Annotated in this window: 18 protein-coding genes; 5 read left to right on the plus strand and 13 right to left on the minus strand. The window is 32.1% G+C overall.

Annotated elements, in window-relative coordinates; translation table 11 throughout:
* Positions 1–71: 71 nt before the first annotated feature.
* Entirely contained in the window at positions 72–1,502 is a 1,431-nt protein-coding gene (locus tag NHG49_RS13955; protein WP_258126149.1) for a PQQ-dependent sugar dehydrogenase, read from the minus strand.
* 202 nt (positions 1,503–1,704) lie between these two features.
* Between NHG49_RS13955 and NHG49_RS13960 the strand changes: the two genes are divergently transcribed.
* Positions 1,705–1,962: a hypothetical protein gene (locus tag NHG49_RS13960; protein WP_088046682.1), complete on the plus strand. Its 258-nt coding sequence runs from the start codon at positions 1,705–1,707 to the stop codon at positions 1,960–1,962.
* Positions 1,963–2,010: 48 nt separating this feature from the next.
* Positions 2,011–2,460, plus strand: a complete 450-nt coding sequence (locus tag NHG49_RS13965) for an NUDIX hydrolase (RefSeq protein ID WP_258126151.1) — start codon at positions 2,011–2,013, stop codon at positions 2,458–2,460.
* Between the two features lie 441 nt (positions 2,461–2,901).
* Here NHG49_RS13965 and NHG49_RS13970 read toward each other — a convergent pair whose 3' ends face one another.
* The 12 genes from NHG49_RS13970 to NHG49_RS14025 form a co-directional block, all read right to left on the minus strand.
* Entirely contained in the window at positions 2,902–3,090 is a 189-nt protein-coding gene (locus NHG49_RS13970) for a hypothetical protein (protein WP_048560902.1), read from the minus strand.
* A 16-nt stretch (positions 3,091–3,106) separates the two neighbouring features.
* Entirely contained in the window at positions 3,107–3,784 is a 678-nt protein-coding gene (locus NHG49_RS13975; protein WP_258126152.1) for a DNA alkylation repair protein, read from the minus strand.
* 429 nt (positions 3,785–4,213) lie between these two features.
* On the minus strand, positions 4,214–4,726 hold the full coding sequence (locus NHG49_RS13980; protein WP_002189781.1) for a GNAT family N-acetyltransferase: 513 nt from the start codon (positions 4,724–4,726) through the stop codon (positions 4,214–4,216).
* A 215-nt stretch (positions 4,727–4,941) separates the two neighbouring features.
* The gene (locus NHG49_RS13985) at positions 4,942–5,325 is read right to left on the minus strand and encodes a DUF6262 family protein (protein ID WP_258126850.1); all 384 of its coding nucleotides are present in this window, start codon (positions 5,323–5,325) and stop codon (positions 4,942–4,944) included.
* Positions 5,312–7,273 (minus strand): tyrosine-type recombinase/integrase, encoded by a 1,962-nt coding sequence (locus tag NHG49_RS13990; RefSeq protein ID WP_258126153.1) that lies wholly within the window; start codon positions 7,271–7,273, stop codon positions 5,312–5,314. Before NHG49_RS13990 ends, NHG49_RS13985 begins: the two co-directional genes overlap by 14 nt.
* A gap of 2 nt (positions 7,274–7,275) precedes the next feature.
* Positions 7,276–8,397 carry a tyrosine-type recombinase/integrase gene (locus NHG49_RS13995; RefSeq protein ID WP_002189778.1) on the minus strand — a complete coding sequence of 374 codons (1,122 nt, stop codon included), beginning with the start codon at positions 8,395–8,397 and terminating at the stop codon, positions 7,276–7,278.
* A gap of 467 nt (positions 8,398–8,864) precedes the next feature.
* Positions 8,865–9,980 (minus strand): NAD(P)/FAD-dependent oxidoreductase, encoded by a 1,116-nt coding sequence (locus tag NHG49_RS14000; protein WP_064475424.1) that lies wholly within the window; start codon positions 9,978–9,980, stop codon positions 8,865–8,867.
* 126 nt (positions 9,981–10,106) lie between these two features.
* Entirely contained in the window at positions 10,107–10,760 is a 654-nt protein-coding gene (locus NHG49_RS14005) for a YdeI/OmpD-associated family protein (protein ID WP_064475425.1), read from the minus strand.
* Between the two features lie 153 nt (positions 10,761–10,913).
* A complete protein-coding gene (locus NHG49_RS14010) occupies positions 10,914–11,684 on the minus strand; it encodes an arylamine N-acetyltransferase family protein (protein WP_088046679.1) in 771 nt (256 codons plus the stop codon).
* Between the two features lie 193 nt (positions 11,685–11,877).
* A complete protein-coding gene (locus tag NHG49_RS14015; protein WP_142289295.1) occupies positions 11,878–12,381 on the minus strand; it encodes a MepB family protein in 504 nt (167 codons plus the stop codon).
* Positions 12,382–12,483: 102 nt separating this feature from the next.
* Complete coding sequence (locus tag NHG49_RS14020; protein WP_064475428.1) at positions 12,484–12,855, minus strand: DUF4180 domain-containing protein; 372 nt, start codon at positions 12,853–12,855, stop codon at positions 12,484–12,486.
* A gap of 151 nt (positions 12,856–13,006) precedes the next feature.
* Positions 13,007–13,684 (minus strand): HAD family hydrolase, encoded by a 678-nt coding sequence (locus tag NHG49_RS14025; protein WP_142289294.1) that lies wholly within the window; start codon positions 13,682–13,684, stop codon positions 13,007–13,009.
* A gap of 460 nt (positions 13,685–14,144) precedes the next feature.
* Between NHG49_RS14025 and NHG49_RS14030 the strand changes: the two genes are divergently transcribed.
* The 3 genes from NHG49_RS14030 (at position 14,145) to NHG49_RS14040 (ending at position 17,140) form a co-directional block, all read left to right on the plus strand.
* Positions 14,145–14,810 carry a response regulator transcription factor gene (locus tag NHG49_RS14030; protein ID WP_046959592.1) on the plus strand — a complete coding sequence of 222 codons (666 nt, stop codon included), beginning with the start codon at positions 14,145–14,147 and terminating at the stop codon, positions 14,808–14,810.
* The gene (locus NHG49_RS14035) at positions 14,803–16,278 is read left to right on the plus strand and encodes a sensor histidine kinase (protein WP_064475431.1); all 1,476 of its coding nucleotides are present in this window, start codon (positions 14,803–14,805) and stop codon (positions 16,276–16,278) included. The genes NHG49_RS14030 and NHG49_RS14035 overlap by 8 nt, the downstream gene beginning before the upstream one ends.
* 325 nt (positions 16,279–16,603) lie before the next feature.
* Complete coding sequence (locus NHG49_RS14040) at positions 16,604–17,140, plus strand: DinB family protein (RefSeq protein WP_064475432.1); 537 nt, start codon at positions 16,604–16,606, stop codon at positions 17,138–17,140.
* The last annotated feature ends 33 nt before the right edge of the window (positions 17,141–17,173 follow it).

Genomic DNA, 17,173 nt, shown 5'->3' on the forward strand with positions numbered 1-17,173 from the left:
AAATCCCCTAAAGATATCTAATTATGCAATGGACGATTATATAATGAATGATTCTGAGAGTATGTATCATATTAAGGAACGATTTCAAAAATAGTACCTTTGTTAAAGTCTGTTACTTTCATAGAACCGTAAACTCCTAAATATAATCTAGTCTGATCTAAATTTGTTCCTAAACTCATATAATAAGCTGCCTGATCACCGAAATCATAATGGGTTTCAATAACATGAAAGTCAGTATTTTTACCATGCGTACCAGCTCTAGAATAAGCTAACGCACCCTTTACTGGAGACTGAGATTCTTCTTTCTTAGCAAGATCAGTAAACACGATACTACCCGTTAAACTAGGTATTGCAGTTCCCATATATGGCTGGACTCCTGTAAGTGAAGTTCCTCCAAATTTATCTGGTCTGGAATCTTTATGAAAATAACTGATTAGAGGCTGGATACGCTTCGCGGTTGTTTCTATTGTTTCATTATAATAAGCCATTGTTCTCTCTTCTAAAGTAGGATTCTCAGAACAGTGCCTTATAAAAGAAGTAGGTAATTCTCCTTCCCATCCTCTCCAACCGAAATTAATAAATCCATATTGATCAGGAGTATCTCTCATTAAATTGGTTTGAACAAGTTCGGTAACTGGTATTGGTTTGTATTGAACAAATGAAAAAATAGACTCTACTATATCTTGCCCGACGTTTCCGGCATATTTGATATATTGATTATAAAACCTTTGAAATGAAATACCTGTTATATTACGTACGCCTTTTGCAATTAATGTAAGAGTTTCTCGAATAGATAGAGGAAGTTCATTAAAACGTGTAACTACTGGAGGATTATTTATGGACGTATATTTACTTACATCGATTTCAATTATTTTACCTGCTATTTCTAAATCATCCTGGCTTAATCTAAACGGATCATAGCCAGAACCACCATCTCCATTAGTAAAAACAAGTTTTCCAGTCTCAGGTGAAAAGTTTAAGCTATTTACGCCGTTATGATTAAAAAATGGCCTTTTTATATTAAGTAAAGTTCGTCGCTTTTGAGGTTGACCGTTTGATTGTAAAATCCATTCTTCAACTGTATCAATATGATCATATTGAGTATCTCTATTTGTCCACTTTAAATTTAAAGTTTTCGGATCACACGGATTGGGTTTAAATTGTTCTGAAAGCGCACCAGGTCCTTGAGTCCCGGCCATAGAATAATGAAGATAAAATAAGCCGTTATGATTAAATTGCGGATGAAACGCTAATCCCAGCAATCCGCGTTCATCATAACCGCTACTAGAAACACCTTCTTCAAATGTGCCTAATTTAATAATTCGGTGACGAATATTTAAAAATGTCTTTATAGCTCCGTCTCCTATGTAAAAAACCTCTCCTAATTGAGTTGCGATAAATAGCCTTTCAGTCGATTGACCTGGAAGTATTGCTGTTTTTATTACAGTTGGTAAATTTACTTTATGAACGATGGGCCGTAAACGAACCTTAACTTTTGTCAATTAACTGTACACCCCTTTTTATTCTTTTTAATAGAAGAATATGATTAGAGTAGTTCAATTAGTATCAAAACTATAGACGTGAAGTCGTAATATCTCTGTTCATACAAGTCTGTTTTCTACTTAGCATCAATTAACTTATATTCCTCTTTATTACATTTCTCGGTATAATATAAGTAGAAAATATAAATTAGGGGGACAATCCGTGGCAATCTTACTACAAATCATCGTACCACTTATATGTGCAATATACTTATTTACCCTCTATCGTAATAGTACTATTGGAAAAGCCACTTTTCTCTTAGCAGTCATAATAGGCATTTTCGGTATAGAAAATATTTTTCAATATGCTAGTTTAACAGATCATGCTGTTTATCCATATTGGGGGAGTTTGAAGGCCGTAATCTTTATTTTATCAGTTGTATTTTTATTCAAAAGAACACCCACTCCATATAATAATTAAAAATTATTCATGTTTATTTAAAGCTTATTTTCGGGAAGAGGTTATGCAATGAGAGTGCCATATCAAGTATTAATATTTCCTTATATAATAACTGATGATTCTATTCAATATACTATTTTTAACCGAAGTGATTACGGTTATTGGCAAGGAATAGCTGGTGGTGGAGAAGATGGTGAGACTCCTATTGAATCAGCAAAACGAGAATCTTTTGAAGAGGCTGGTATTTTAAGAGAATATCCCTATATAAAATTAGATTCTGTTTCTTCACTACCAGTAGAGGATGTAGTTGGAGGATTTATTTGGGGAGAAGATGTTTATGTAATAAAAGAATTTACTTTTGGAGTTAAAGTTCCTACAAAAAACATTGCATTATCCAAAGAACACTTCAATTATAAATGGTTATTCTTTGAGGAAGCAGTAATGCTGTTGAAATGGGATAGTAACAAAACAGCATTATGGGAATTAAACAAAAGGTTATTAAAAGAATTAAAGTATTAGCTAACAAAGCCGTTAGTGCAACAAGAATTAAACAACTTCAAAAACCTTGCTGCATTGGGGGTATTTCCGAATTCTTAGGTTAATAGGCATGTGGCGGAACCCCAATTAGAATTTCTGAAAGTAGTTAATTTATCGCAACGAAAGATAAAAGCAATAAAAATGTAGGGGTTTGTGTAGCAATGGAACCAAATCACGCAATAAGCATTAGCGGACATTGTTTATGCATAAAAATCACCTTACCACTATTTTGTGAAAACTATATTCTAAGACATTTTTCAAACCAAAAACCCTTGATTTTCTACTCAACGTAGATAAATCAAGGGTTTCATTTATATTCTTTTGATTTATCTATTTTCATATAGATTATTGTTATCTGATCAGATATATAGAGACTGATATAGTCAGTTGTATAAAATTTAGTTGTTTCACAGTTTCTTTGTATTATGAAACAAACTCACATTTCAAGGTATTTCGATTTACTATAATATATTTACCTGTTGATTTATTCATTACTTGAGACACTTCCTTGGTATGTGTTACCTCAAACCAATCATTTTGTATATCCACCAATAATTTTATTTCCACATCACTTTTTCCATATTTTAAACCACTATAAGATACTTTCGTCATTGTGATCGTCCCTTTCTTAATGATTATAATCATTTCGTCGTTTGTTAACTTCAATCGTAATGAACTCCGGCAAATAGCTGGGAGTACATCCTTTTGCTACTATTACATCTTTGTAAAGACCTGTTTTCTCACCAAGTTTAATACAACGTGCACGATTCTTTTCATCATAAACGCCTATCCAGCCTGCGGTGAAGTTCATAGCCCATTGAACTTCCGGTTCTTCCTGCGTAATATTAGCTTCTAATGCAGATAGCAAGTCTGCGGTGTTATCAGGCGGTGTTTGTCCAGTCCATCTCAATCGCCCTTGATAATACCAAAAAGCTCGCCTTTGAAGAGCAGAAGGACTACTTTCCCATGACTCCATTAATGCAATTTTCTTCTTGTCTTTGGTGAGCTGATTAGCCATTAACCAATCCATTAAGTTATTTCGCTCATCAAAAGTGTGAGTCTGCATATCCTTATCAAGCTTATTTAGCACATCTTGTGAAAGAAGTTTTTTGTCCATAATTAAGATTGCTAATAGCCTGGGCAAAAACTCTTCGGTTGACCAAAGTTCCATAGCTATTACGTGATCTTTTTTAATGTCCTTCGCGATTTTTCGTAAGTCGCCTAGCTTAGTTTTACTATTGATCTGAGATAGAATGTTTTCTGCTTTTGAAGAGCGTTTTATTTCTGTATCTTTTTTTTTATTCATTTTATACAACTCCTTTATTTAAGCACTGTTTCATAATATATCCTTGACGGGATATATCAAGAACTTAATTTCATCATAAGTCTTATTGCAAACGTTTTTTCATTTTGATGGAAATTCGTCTCCTTAACTTGATTGCGATGTATGGTGACCCCTAATAATTAAGAAAAAGCTGATTTTATACATGGAAATAAATAAAAGTCTATGACCTATTTTTACACGTTATCTTAACTAAGAAAATTAAAAAACGAATTTAAAAGGGCCCTTACGTTGAATACATGTACTCAACGTAAGGGCGGATTATGTAAAATGACAATAAAGTTATTTAATTTTTGATGTGAAATACTTCACTGCACTTAAAAATACAACAATAAAGTCGTTTAAATCTAAGTGTTATTGCACAATCGCGCCCTTTAATTGAAAAGACATCTGTTATTTCACCCAATTATAATAAACAAAAGATAAGATTTGTCCATTCATACTAAATTCTTCATCACTTGTTGCTATATACTTAAAGTCGTTTTTTTCCAAGACTTTTTGGGAAGCTATGTTATTCACAGTAGTCTTCGCCGAAATCTGTTTTATTCCTAGCTTACTTGTGGCTTCTAATAAGAGTTTCAATGCTATTTTAGCAATCCCTTTTCCGATATATGCTTTTCCCACTCTATAACCAATATGACCTAAACCTTGGGATTTTTCAATATCTACTAAGTTCATTCTTCCAAGAATTAAACCATCTTTACTCTTAATTAAATAATAATATGATAACCCTTGAGATTGTTCATCCAACAGGGCTTTATTCCTTTTTTTGAATGTCTCGAAGTTATAGTAATCATCCCCGCGACTCGGTACCATTTCCTCAAAATAAGTTCTGTTCTCAAGCTCAAATTCAAATAATTTTTCAAAATCTACGTCATGTAATTTCTTAATTGTAATATCCATCATCATTACCACCAATTCAATGTTATTTTTTACGTAATAGCTAAATACAAAGAATATTTCCGCAATAAACCTACTATTTAGCCTAATACTATTTATTGCAAGCATCTGTTATTTCCACAAGGAGTTATTCCATTATTTGGCCCTTTAACGGAATAACATGACTGGCGTTTTTAAACATTTTTATTGTAAATGTAACGATTTTATTGTTACTCAACAGATTATCCTTCATAAATCTTACCTCGCAGGTGCATCAGTTCTTTTTTTAACCTTTTATTTTCATCTTCCAATTGTTTGATACGTTTGTTTCTAGCGGCAAGCAATATGTCTTTATTCGTATCTGTTATTTCATATTTAACTTGTTTAGGAGAAGGTAATCTCTTTTGCTGCTCACGAAGTTTATCTATACGCTCACGAATATCTAGATGATTATATAGATACGATTTTGACACTCCAGCTGTTATTGAAACACTGTTAAAGTTAATTTTCTCTTTATTTTTTATTAATATTTGAATTGCTTGATCGACTTTACTTAAGGTTAACTCACTTTTGAGTTTAGCGTAATTTTTAATACCTTCGGTATTTTTATAGTTATTTGTGTTCATGTTCACTGAAGTCCTCCCGGCTATATTCCCGTCCCTTTTTTCCTGCTTTATGATGAATTTTACCTTGTTTTAAAATTTCATAAATTGGTTTTAAACGGTCTAATTTCTCCTGATTCTTTTCTATCCATACAGGACGATTTATAGCTTTTCCACGTTCTATAACAGCCTCTGTATCTCTTATTTGACGTTCATACTCTTCCGTGAATTCCGGGGTTGTACATAAATTACGACAAGATAAACATGGATCGGATTGCGTAGGGCAGGGTTGTTTAATTGGTTTTGTACAATAACCAAGTGGCATGCGAACTGCATCTAAATTCGAACGAATATATTCCCATTCAATCATATCTTCATTTTCAATATCCGAAGGATGTATTTTTACCGGTTTACCAGAATCATTTATTCGGAATAGTCCTTTTGCTGTTGCGTCTTCCCATGATTTTCTCAGTGTCGTATCTAATATTTTCGCATAAGTAAGAGTCATTTCCGGTGAAGCATGAGCTAGCCACTTTTGAACATGTAATATATTCATCCCATTATTAATTAGTTCAACTCCTTTGGTATGCCTAAAAGCGTGGCTTTTAAAATGGAATACGTTCCCTTTATCATCGAGAATATTTTTTGTTTTGGCAAGACGATTTAAACTATCTTGAATTCTACGTGATTCTGGCGGGCGACCTTTTCGTCTACCAGAAAGTTGAACAAATAAGAATTTTTTTGAATTATTGTTCATGTCGCTTTTTTTCTTTATACACTCTACTACTGTTTGTACAATAGCTGCTACATCATCCGTAATAGGTACACGATGGTTTAACACTTGTGTTTTCATAATATCACCACACAAATACCATCCCTGTGCCGTTTGTTCTAAACAAGTATCATAATGAAGGTTGAGAATATCAGAAATACGCCAACCAGTCGCTCGAAGTAATATCACTACGGGAATATATTCTTTAGGAGTAAGATGTTCTAAATGGGTTTCTAATTGTTGAAGGATTCCCTCCGGGATATATTTAATATTGTTTTCAGTGCGATTTGAAAGGCGGGGGAGATCTTCCTTAAATAATAGTAATGATATTGGTATTTCGGTAGATTCTGCATATTGGAATTTTTCTGTAGTTTCCAAAAAAACTCGTAGAGTTATTAGATAATTCCGTTGTGCTTTTGGGTGTTGTTCTTGGTCTATCTTCTGCCATTCTAGGTAATTTTCCATATCTTTGCGAGATAGTAATGATAGATTATTCCAGCTTGGATATTTTTCATATATATAATTTAAAAAAAGACTGATAGAACGAATATCAAGGCAACACTGTCCGTGAGATACATACTGAATTCGAAACTTGATATAGCGTTTAACCATGTTACGAAACGGACTTGGAACACCTTTAAAATTTAATAGATAATGTGCTTCATGTTCAACCACTTTTGATTTTGCTATTTTCCTGATATCCCAAATGTCTTTTTCAAAATTATCACGTTCATCATAGAAATCTTTATAAAATAGATAAATCACTTTTAGGAAGGTTTCATACTTGGTAAGTGAGCCATCTCTTCGAATTTTCAATCCTTTTTTAACTAACATAGAACGAAGTTGAATCATTGCTTTGTTTAAATCTACATCAATGATACTATTTATGTAGGGATAATATTGATTTAATAAATCTGCAACATGTTTGAATGATGCTGCATATCGTCTAATCACTGTCTGATATAAACGTACATCATCAACTTTTAAACGATTTAAAATAAAAAACTTTATTTCATCTTTAATCTTGGATTCAAAACAAGAAAAATCAATTTTTTTATATGTCCGATCCCAGACTGTTTTTCGAAATTCATCAAAGACTGGATGGTAGGCACTCCATATATCATTTTCCCAATAGCCTTTTAAGAAATCGTTGATTTCTTGTTGCTTTTCCTTTACGATTGTTAATTTTATCGTACTCATTTCTAACTATCTCCTTTCTGAGAATTTATCTTCATTCGTTCTTTTGTACGTTCCCAATCCTTTCGTAGATCATCATCACTTGGATGAACATACATTTGGAGTGTGGTTTGAATATGAGCATGTCCCGCGCGTTTCATCAAATGTTCATCTTTCCATCCAGATTTTCGTAATTCAGTCAGTGAAGTATGACGAAGCATATGAGGTGTTACATGAATACCTGTTTTCTGTTTTAATCGATTAAATAAAGACACAACGTCTGTATATTCTAAAGGACGGTGCTTATTTTCTCCTGATAACTTAATAAAAACGTGGTTGGTATCTACTTCATCTGTATGTATTTCAGCTATATATTCAAAATAAAGATCCATTAATTCTTCAGATACATCAATTATTCTTGGACTATATACGGTTTTAATTTCCGCAAAATTTTCAAGTTCTCCACGATCACAAATATGAATCTTTCTTGCATCAACTTGAAAATCCTCAAGCCATAGGGAAAGAGCTTCACCGATTCGCATAGAACTTTCCCATAATAATTGGATAAGAAAGTGATCACGTATATTTGAACAGGAGTAAATTAGTTTTGCAACTTGTTCTTTAGAAATAACCTTCGGTTTTTCTTTTGGTACTTTAGCTTTGAGAATGTTAGCTGTAAATTTTTTATCTTTGTTAATATGATATAAGAAGTCTTTAAAATTCCTACGCGAACCGGTCATTTGTTTTTTTAATCGTTCTGATAGTTGAATAGAATAATCCTCATGACGCATTAAATAGTCGTAAAATCCTATTACAGTAGCTAAAACAACATTAATTGTTCTTGGCTTTCTTGATGGGGTAGAAATGGAAATAGATATTATTTTATTGTTTCCATATGGGTTTTGTAGCCACCCCATAAAAGATGCCATCTGATCAATACCAATCTCACGGTAATCCGATTTTTCTTGCTCTAGAAATTCAAAAAATAATTTCAGGTGAAAGCAATAAGACCGTAAGGTATTTCGTGCAGCATTACTATTATCTTTGAATCGTAAATACTGAAGAACAGGCTGAATAGGCTCTCCATTTTTATCTACTAGCATATAGCGTATCTTTCCGTTCGACAAAATGACTTCTTCTACTCTCATAGTAGGCCTCCTCCCGACACTACAACAATTAATAATGTTCTTATAATCATTAGCTGTATCCAGTGAAATTCATTAATACCACGTCCTTACCTTAAAATACTTTAAATACTTTGAAAAATCAATATAGTTATTCTTTATTTAAAGATAAATAAAAACCATAAACCTTACTTAAAGAACTATAAGGACTATGGTTTTATTTAGTATAGTTAACACACGTATCTCGGCTGTACCCCAATTATACTCATCATATCTCGCCCACTTTGTCAACTGAATATTTCAAACACTCTTCCTTTTTATCTTTTTTATATAAATTTCGCCATTTAAATCAATTGTTTTCAATTAACATAACCATCTTATCTGTAGTCAACGATGCATATTTTTATGGGAGTAATTAAAAATATTAGCTTGATGGGTATGTCGTGCTACCCCAAATAAAAAAGATTAGGAGCGAATCCTAATCTTTTTTATTATTCAATTGCGCCCGCAACGTCATAATCGTTTAAATCTAATTCTATTGTTTGGCCAAGTGCTAGTTTAGCTAATTCTGATCCTAAATATGGGCCGGCAGTTAAACCTGAAGCGCCTAATCCGTTCGCAACGAGAATACCTTCGAAGTTAGGTAGTGGCCCAATAACAGGTAAGAATCCTGGTGTAAATGGTCTAAACCCAACTCTCGTTTCAAGCATAGTACTATCTTCTAAACTAGGTGCAACTGCTAATGCTTTATGGAATACTTCATGTAAACCACCTGCCGTTACACGATGATCGAAGCCCGTTTCGTTTTCATGGGTAGCACCAATTACGACATGACCATTGTCAAACGTTAAAATGTATTGATCGTTTGGCGGCATAACAACTGGCATATTTTCTGTTGCTGTATTTTCCGTTTGCAGGTGAACAATTTGTCCTTTTTGGAATGTAACTAAGAAATTGATACCTAATGGATTCAATATTTCATTCGCCCATGCGCCTGCGGTTACAATCACCTTTTCTGCTACCATTGTTTCATCATGTACTTTAACTCCAGTAATATGATTACCTTCACGGACTAATACTGCATCTCCTTTTATAAAAGTTGCACCATGTTTTTTTGCAGCACTTATTAATGCGTTACGTAATGATCTTCCATTTACTCGTGCAGCGCCACTAATATGAACAGAACTATATTCTTCTGATAATGCTGGGAATAATTTTTTTGTTTCTTCAGCTGATAAGCGAGTGATTTCACCAATCTCTGGTGCATCTTCACGTCGTTTATAAGCGCGCTCTTCCATTTTATCTAACTTTTTCTCATCAGTATGTAAACTAATTGCACCTACACGTTTGTATCCTGTATCCGTTTCACCGTCTGCTTCTAATTGCTGAATTAAAGAAGAATAGTAACGTGCACCGCCTTTAGCAATTTTATACCATGCTTTATTACGACGCTGTGAAAGCCATGGACATACAATACCAGCCGCTGCATCAGTTGCTTGACCTAGTTGTTGACGATCCACGATAGTAACATTCGCACCTGCTTTAGCGAGATGATAAGCAGTAGACGCTCCTAAAATACCAGCTCCAACTACAATATACGATTTCATTTCAAACACCTTTTCTCTTTTGCTAATTATTTAAATATAAGAACATACTTTAGTATACTGAAAGTAATCCTTTTTTCAATGTGCTAAGCATAATTAATTGTTGCATCATTGTGACTTTCCTAACCATTATTTTTTCTTCTTACGGAATAATTCAATTGTTTTATAGCCTTGTGATAGGATTTCAATCATTTTCTCAAGACGTTTATCGCGTGTTTTTTCTTGTTTTACAGAAAATAAATTACGTGCCCAGTCTTTTTGATATCCAGGTGTTAAACTTTGATAAAACTTAAGTTCATTCGGATGATTAGCCAATAATGCTTCAACATCTTGAATACGATCTGCATAATCGGCAACACATTGACTCATAGCAGGCGTTTTCTTCTCTTTTTTCTTTTCACGCTTTAAACCTACAACAGTAAAGACATCGTCCATACTTACCATACGAGCAAATTTAATAGCGCTTTGCTCTACATACCCATCTTCGCCAACGTTTAATGCTGGAAACATTTCATCACGGTGAATAAACGTACTATATCGACAATTACCTTTTTTCGGATACGCGAAGAATATATAGCCTTTTTCAATTAATAATTCTTCATTACTAATAATAAAATTCGTTTGTTTCACCATTTCATCAAGTGTTTCTACAAAAATAAAAATGGCATCATGATCTTTGGAAAATACGGTTTCTTTCCCTGCAAAAATGTCATAATCACTTGGTTCATTAATCACGACCATGTTTGTATACTTATTAAGTTTCAATTTATCAATAATTGACATAAAAATCTTCCTTTGCATTCAAAATCATTATTTATAATTTTCCATACTGTTCTAGTGTATTATATCTAATTAGAAAATCAAACTTTAATAGTAGTTTTAAAATAAAGTTAATAAAATAGCCGATTCTATGTAAGAACCGGCTAGCTATTCGTTTCATGACAACTGAATAGCAAATAAAGTATTTAATAGCTCTCTATATTGTTCTTCTGTAATTTCACGTTTCGTTTTTTCCCCATGAATCATTTCAGTTAAACTAGTATTCGTTAAAGAAACATGGCCAAAGTCCGTCAATTTAACTGCAATTGGTCCTTTATTGAAAATAGATTTCTCATCTTCTATTACTCTTCTTTGAACCTCATTTACTACTGCCTCATCAATGATACAATTATAAAAAGCATGACAAACTTTCCACTCTCTGTTCGTATCTTTTCTTTCTAGAATGTAATTTCCTTTACTCGTATCTTTTTGTCTCACTCGATACGTACCATTTTTAGAGGAAATAGACTCACCGGTAAAAGGTACAGGGACCAGAGGTACTAAAGAAGCAATACCTACATCAATTAAGTATCGTTCGTTAGCATACTTTAGAATAATCGTTATATGTCCATCCTCAAGTGCCCATGCGTTGATTTCATTTTTATATACGGTTCCAAGTGCAAGTTGTACATCATAACCACAATCTTTTAAAAAGTAGTAAAACAGAGTATTTAATTCATAACAAAGCCCGCCGCAGGATGTAGTTAAAATTTTATTCTGTAAATTTTCCATAGTAATTGTATTCGCATTACGTGCTATAACATCTAAATTCTCAAATGGTATAGTGTGTGCAAATGCAAAGAGAATTGTATTTAATTCTTCAAACTTTACTTCCGCACGTTTTTCAAGGTTCAATCTTGTAAAAAGCTGATCTTGTAATCTTGTCATATTCAGCACCCCTAAATAAGTTATAAGTTAAAATAGTATATGCTGATTGTAATTTTGATGGAGTACTGAAACAATGTACATTTCGTTTAACTGTACCGGTACAAAAAAATCATAAGATAACTGAATATGAGAATTCAAATAAAAGACATCATACTTTGGGATACGGCAACTAATTCACATACAAAACTAAAAGCTACGAATACAAAGTTAATAGTTTGTCTATAGGTAAATTATTAGGATCGCTTAAATCAACAAAATATTGAAGTTGCCACATTTGGCTCTTTTTCGCTTGGTTGCTAACAGGAGTATCCCAAAGCGGATAAATCCTCATAGCCATCTTTCCTTTTTGACTTTGCGTTTTCAATATTTTTTCTTTAAGTAAAATTTCTTTAGGGAAAATAAATTGCCCTAGTTTATTATCATTAATACAAGTGATAACTAATAAGTCAGGAGCAGCGTCATAAGAGAACGCTTGATTTTGCATATTTGCATCTTTTTCCCAAAAAGAAACAAATTGACCAATTTTATTAGGCGTAATTTTTGATACTCTAAAACGGATAGTTTTCTTATTTAAGTGAAATAAACATCCTACATATTCTGCGTTTTGCTTTTCTTCTATTAGATTCGTAATCATTAAATTGTTAGGTTTGTAAACTAAATTGTTTAAATTTCGGATTGTGTCATTAAAATTGTTCAAGAAAATCCCCCCTTTATTCACCTCTTAGTTTATCACAAACATCAATTCTTATATGCTGTAGATAATATGTGACGTGAAAAAGAGGGATATTTTACTGAGGTATTATTGCTTTAATGTACTTAGTTTTTCAATTGCTTGTTGTTCAGTTGCTAAGTAAAAAATATCTTTACCTTTATTACATTCATAAATAAAATCCTTTAAGCTTTTACTAGTATACATAGAGAAATCTCCAATGATAGCAATCTTTACCTTGTAGTTTATAAACTTTTGAAGAATATCACCCGCAAGCCGTGTTTTTAAGTCAAAGAAGCTTTCGCTTATTAATGATTTGTCGATAATAATATGTTTCGCATCGACCTCATATTGAACTGTTGCCATAAAATCCAATGCCGTTTGAACATCGGATATTAGTACTTTTTCATTTCTTATGACCGCAATATTTATTCCGTCAATTACTACTTTCTTTATTTCCATAGTATCACTCCTCCATAATTTTCATATCATACTTTGTTAGTTCATTTGAAAATACTAATATTGGTAGCAGAAAGAGATTTTAATGTCTGTTTATTTTTATTTTTTATATTACGGTGAATGAAATCCTTTTAATGATCACTCCATAGCATTTTCACTTATTATAAAAATATTGTGGAGTAATATAACTTAATAAACTATCAAAAGTATCAATCTCAGAATACGGTTTTATTTCAGTCTTATTTGTAATTCTATGAGGGTTAAACCATATTCCTTTTATATTTGCATTTTGACAACCAGCAATATCCTTTTCTAAGTCATCCCCAACAAATAAAGTATTTTTCGGCTGTACATTTAGCTTATTTAATGCTAGTTCAAATATACGTTTATCAGGTTTACTCAATCCTACTTCTTCAGAAATAATAATCGTATCAAAGTAATTGTTTAAATTCGTGTTAATTATTTTAGCTTTTTGTCTATGCGTTGAGCCGTTTGTTATAATTCCAATTTTAAAGTGACTCTTTATATGATTTAAGAAATGAATAGTATTTTGGTCTATTGAAAAACATGTAGGGAAATTTTCATTCCAAAAATCTTGGATATAATTGTGTGGCAATCTATATATCGGCGCGAATTCATCAAATAATGATTCTAAAACTATCGTTTTATTACTAATGCCGTATTCCCTTTTATCGTATTCTTTGAATTTCTGTAACATATTGTTTTTGACTGTATCGCTAACATTCTCATAACACTTTTCTAAAACTAATAAAAACAAGTTATCTACTGCCTTATCCCTATCAAGTAACGTATCATCTAAATCAAACAGCATCGCTTTATAACTCCTCAAATAATTTCACAACCTTTCTCACATGATTTAAATAATCCCTTGTTCGCACCTTGGGTCTTTACTAAATTAGCAAAAAAACTACAAAGTTTGTGGCGTACGCTCTAGAATTTCGCTGGCTTCTTTTATATTTAAATTCATCTCCCTTTCTCCTTCTAGTAAAGTATCGAAAGTATATTTTCAAACAGTTAAAAAACTACATACAATTTACATTATTATACATTAGTTTTTTGTAAATATTATCGTGCAGCTTTTTATATGATAAGTTTTTTCAAGCACGCAAATATTTCTCCATAAAAAAGGAATATGGGTAATAATACTTTTTTATGGAGAATACAGAATCTTGAAAATGGAGTTAATACGTTAAACGTCCTATGAAGTTTCCTACTGTATCTCCACATAAACTACAGATAGTACGGCTATAATGACTACCAGAGGTGATATTATGAAAAACTATCATATCCTCGTGGTTGAGGACGATCAAGAAATTCAGGAATTAATTAAACAATTTTTAATGACACAACAGTATACAGTGGTAGTTGCTTCAGATGGACTAGAGGGTATGACACAATTTAATAAGCAATCCTTTGATTTAGTTCTTCTAGATGTAATGATGCCCAATCTTAATGGATTTGAAGTTGCTAAAATGATTCGAAGTCAGTCAAACATACCAATTATTATGCTAACTGCGTTAGAAGAAGAGGAAGATCAAATGAAAGGGTTCGATCTTGGGATTGATGATTATATAACAAAACCCTTTTCGTTTCATGTTTTGATTAGACGAGTCGAAGCTGTACTTAGAAGAAGTTATGATAAAAATGTAAATAATCATTTGGTATTTAAAGAAGTGCGCATTGATGTTGATGCATATAGAGTATATGTAACTGATGTTGAAATTTTGTTAACGACAAAAGAGTTCGAAATTCTACAACTACTATTTCAAAATGAAAGAAAAGTACTTACAAGAGAAAATATCGTAGAAAAAGTTTGGGGATACGATTATTTTGGAGAAACACGAATAATAGATACGCATATTAAAAATCTACGTAAAAAACTAGCCATCCCCTATATTAAAACAATAAAGGGTATTGGGTATAAAATTGATGAATAGCATTGTAAAAATCATGAAGATGAAGCAAATTACTTATAAACTCTTTATGACTACATCTCTCATTTTGTTATCCTTTGCAGTGTTGATTTATTTAACTTTATATTTCTTTCTCCCTACGTTTTATGAGCAATACAAAACAGATCAACTTCAAACAGGGATAAAAGAAATAATTGATAAGTCCAAAGATCTTACGTTTCAAGATGCGATACCACTTTTTGATGAATACGCAAAAAAAAATAACGCGATGCTTTCGCTTCAAAATAAAGAAGGAATAATTATTTACTCGCCTTCATTTTCTTTTATTCAAAGTGGTACACAAACAACAGTAGTTACTAAAGCAGCACGATTTGAGAATGCAGGTACCATTAGCAATTCATATAATGTTACGGAACCAATTCAATTCCAAGATGGTAGTTTAACGCTTGTAGTGTTCGCAACATTTCAACCGATTGATGAAGCTTCGCAAGTATTAGTGCGTTTTCTCCCCTATATTAGTATCATTGTGATCGTAATTGGTATAGGGAGTGCTTATTTCTATTCCAGGTTTATTACAAAGCCACTTATTTATATTAATGAGGGTGCACAAAAGATGGCAAATTTAGATTTCTCCGAAAAAATTGAGGTTCGTTCTACAGATGAGTTAGGAGAATTATCTAATAGTTTGAATGACATGTCTATTAACTTACAACAAGCTATGTTTGATTTAAAAAAAGCAAATGAACAATTAAAAAATGATATTGAAAAAGAAAGAGAAATAGAAACAAAACGCAGAGAGTTTTTTGCAATTGTAGCACATGAATTAAAGTCCCCTCTTACTGTAATGAAAGGATACTTAGAAGGGATGATATACAATATTGGCCCTTATCAAAATCGTGATCAATATTTAAAGAAAAATCATCAAATTATTGAAAGTATGGAACAACTAGTTCGTGAAATTTTAAGTATGTCAAAGTTAGAACAACACACTTTTAAACTAAAAATAGAAGAAATTAATCTTTCAAAGTTAATAGGTACAATCACAAAAGATCTCGAATTTTTCGCTTCTCAAAAAAGCATCCAAATAATAAAAGAAATTGACTCTGACCTTTCTGTTTATACAGATCGTGTTCTTTTTGAAAAAGCATGTAAAAATATTATCCATAATGCAGTTATGTATTCACCACATAATGAAAAAGTCTATATAAAGTTAAGTAAGGATTCTAAACAAGGTCAAATTAAAATGCAAATTATAAATACAGGTATCAATATTAAAGATGAAGATATACAACAAATTTTCAAACCATTTTATCGAATTGAAAAATCTCGGAATCGAAATACCGGAGGAAGTGGTTTAGGTCTATATATTGTTAAACAAATTCTTGAAAGACTAGATATAAAGTATTCTATAAAAAATATGGAACATAGTGTGCAATTTAGCATGCGTATTCCATTATCTAAACACAAAAACAAACAAACTCGTCCTATTTAAAGGAGAGTTTGTTTGTTTTTGTAGTAAGTATAAACTTATTAACAGGCTTTTCATTTAATGATATATGCTACTTCTTAAATTGCGATTGTCATAAGTAGTGACAAACTGTATCCAACTTAAATATTCACCTTCTACTATAACAGCAAAAAAAACAAAATTCCGCTTAGCAGCAAATTAGATTCTCTTATTTGAGATGCATTTCATCTATGCAACTGAAAAGGAAGATGAAAAATGCATATTTGCCTCCATTTTTCAGATTAATTTGGAATTCTTTTATGATAAGCTATATGTAAAGATTAAATATAAAACATAAAGGATGATTCGTATGCAAATAAGACCAAAGGTAAGTGAATATAACTCCTATTATGCAACGTATACCAACTTGGTATCAGACGGAAATATCATACATATTCTAGAACAACAAATGAAGGAAACGAATCTTTTATTAAAGAGAATTTCTAATAGTGAGGGACTTTTCCGGTATGCTCCTACTAAATGGAGTATAAAAGAAGTAATCGGTCATATAGCGGACACAGAACGTATTATGGCGTATCGATTGCTATCTATTGCTCGAGGCGAGACAGCAGAACTTCCAGGCTATAACGATGATATGTATGTTCTTAGAGCTGCTTTTGATAAGCAATCTATGCAAGATCTTCTTGAGAATTTAATAGTTGTTCGCCAATCTACCGTGTATTTACTTAGAAGCTTAGATAAAGAAGCTTGGTCACAAAGAGGAAATGCGAATAATTCTGAAGTTACAGTTCGTGCATTAGCATACATCATTGCTGGTCATGAGCTTCATCATCTTCAAATTATAAAAGAACGCTATCTTGGTTCTAATGCATATCCAGCAAGTTAATACTTGAAGAAACATAATCTTATTTATGTAGGG

It is taken from the genome of Bacillus sp. IBL03825, from assembly GCF_024712505.1.
In the GTDB taxonomy this organism is placed as follows: domain Bacteria; phylum Bacillota; class Bacilli; order Bacillales; family Bacillaceae_G; genus Bacillus_A; species Bacillus_A wiedmannii.

Coding starts and splice junctions, on each gene's coding strand:
- NHG49_RS13965 (WP_258126151.1), top strand. CDS start 2,011: ATGAGAGTGCCATATCAAGTATTAATATTTCCTTATATAATAACTGAT.
- NHG49_RS13985 (WP_258126850.1), bottom strand. CDS start 5,325: ATGAACACAAATAACTATAAAAATACCGAAGGTATTAAAAATTACGCT.
- NHG49_RS13975 (WP_258126152.1), bottom strand. CDS start 3,784: ATGAATAAAAAAAAAGATACAGAAATAAAACGCTCTTCAAAAGCAGAA.
- NHG49_RS14020 (WP_064475428.1), bottom strand. CDS start 12,855: ATGGAAATAAAGAAAGTAGTAATTGACGGAATAAATATTGCGGTCATA.
- NHG49_RS13990 (WP_258126153.1), bottom strand. CDS start 7,273: ATGAGTACGATAAAATTAACAATCGTAAAGGAAAAGCAACAAGAAATC.
- NHG49_RS14005 (WP_064475425.1), bottom strand. CDS start 10,760: ATGTCAATTATTGATAAATTGAAACTTAATAAGTATACAAACATGGTC.
- NHG49_RS14030 (WP_046959592.1), top strand. CDS start 14,145: ATGAAAAACTATCATATCCTCGTGGTTGAGGACGATCAAGAAATTCAG.
- NHG49_RS13980 (WP_002189781.1), bottom strand. CDS start 4,726: ATGATGGATATTACAATTAAGAAATTACATGACGTAGATTTTGAAAAA.
- NHG49_RS14000 (WP_064475424.1), bottom strand. CDS start 9,980: ATGAAATCGTATATTGTAGTTGGAGCTGGTATTTTAGGAGCGTCTACT.
- NHG49_RS14040 (WP_064475432.1), top strand. CDS start 16,604: ATGCAAATAAGACCAAAGGTAAGTGAATATAACTCCTATTATGCAACG.
- NHG49_RS14025 (WP_142289294.1), bottom strand. CDS start 13,684: ATGCTGTTTGATTTAGATGATACGTTACTTGATAGGGATAAGGCAGTA.
- NHG49_RS14035 (WP_064475431.1), top strand. CDS start 14,803: ATGAATAGCATTGTAAAAATCATGAAGATGAAGCAAATTACTTATAAA.
- NHG49_RS14010 (WP_088046679.1), bottom strand. CDS start 11,684: ATGACAAGATTACAAGATCAGCTTTTTACAAGATTGAACCTTGAAAAA.
- NHG49_RS13970 (WP_048560902.1), bottom strand. CDS start 3,090: ATGACGAAAGTATCTTATAGTGGTTTAAAATATGGAAAAAGTGATGTG.
- NHG49_RS13995 (WP_002189778.1), bottom strand. CDS start 8,397: ATGAGAGTAGAAGAAGTCATTTTGTCGAACGGAAAGATACGCTATATG.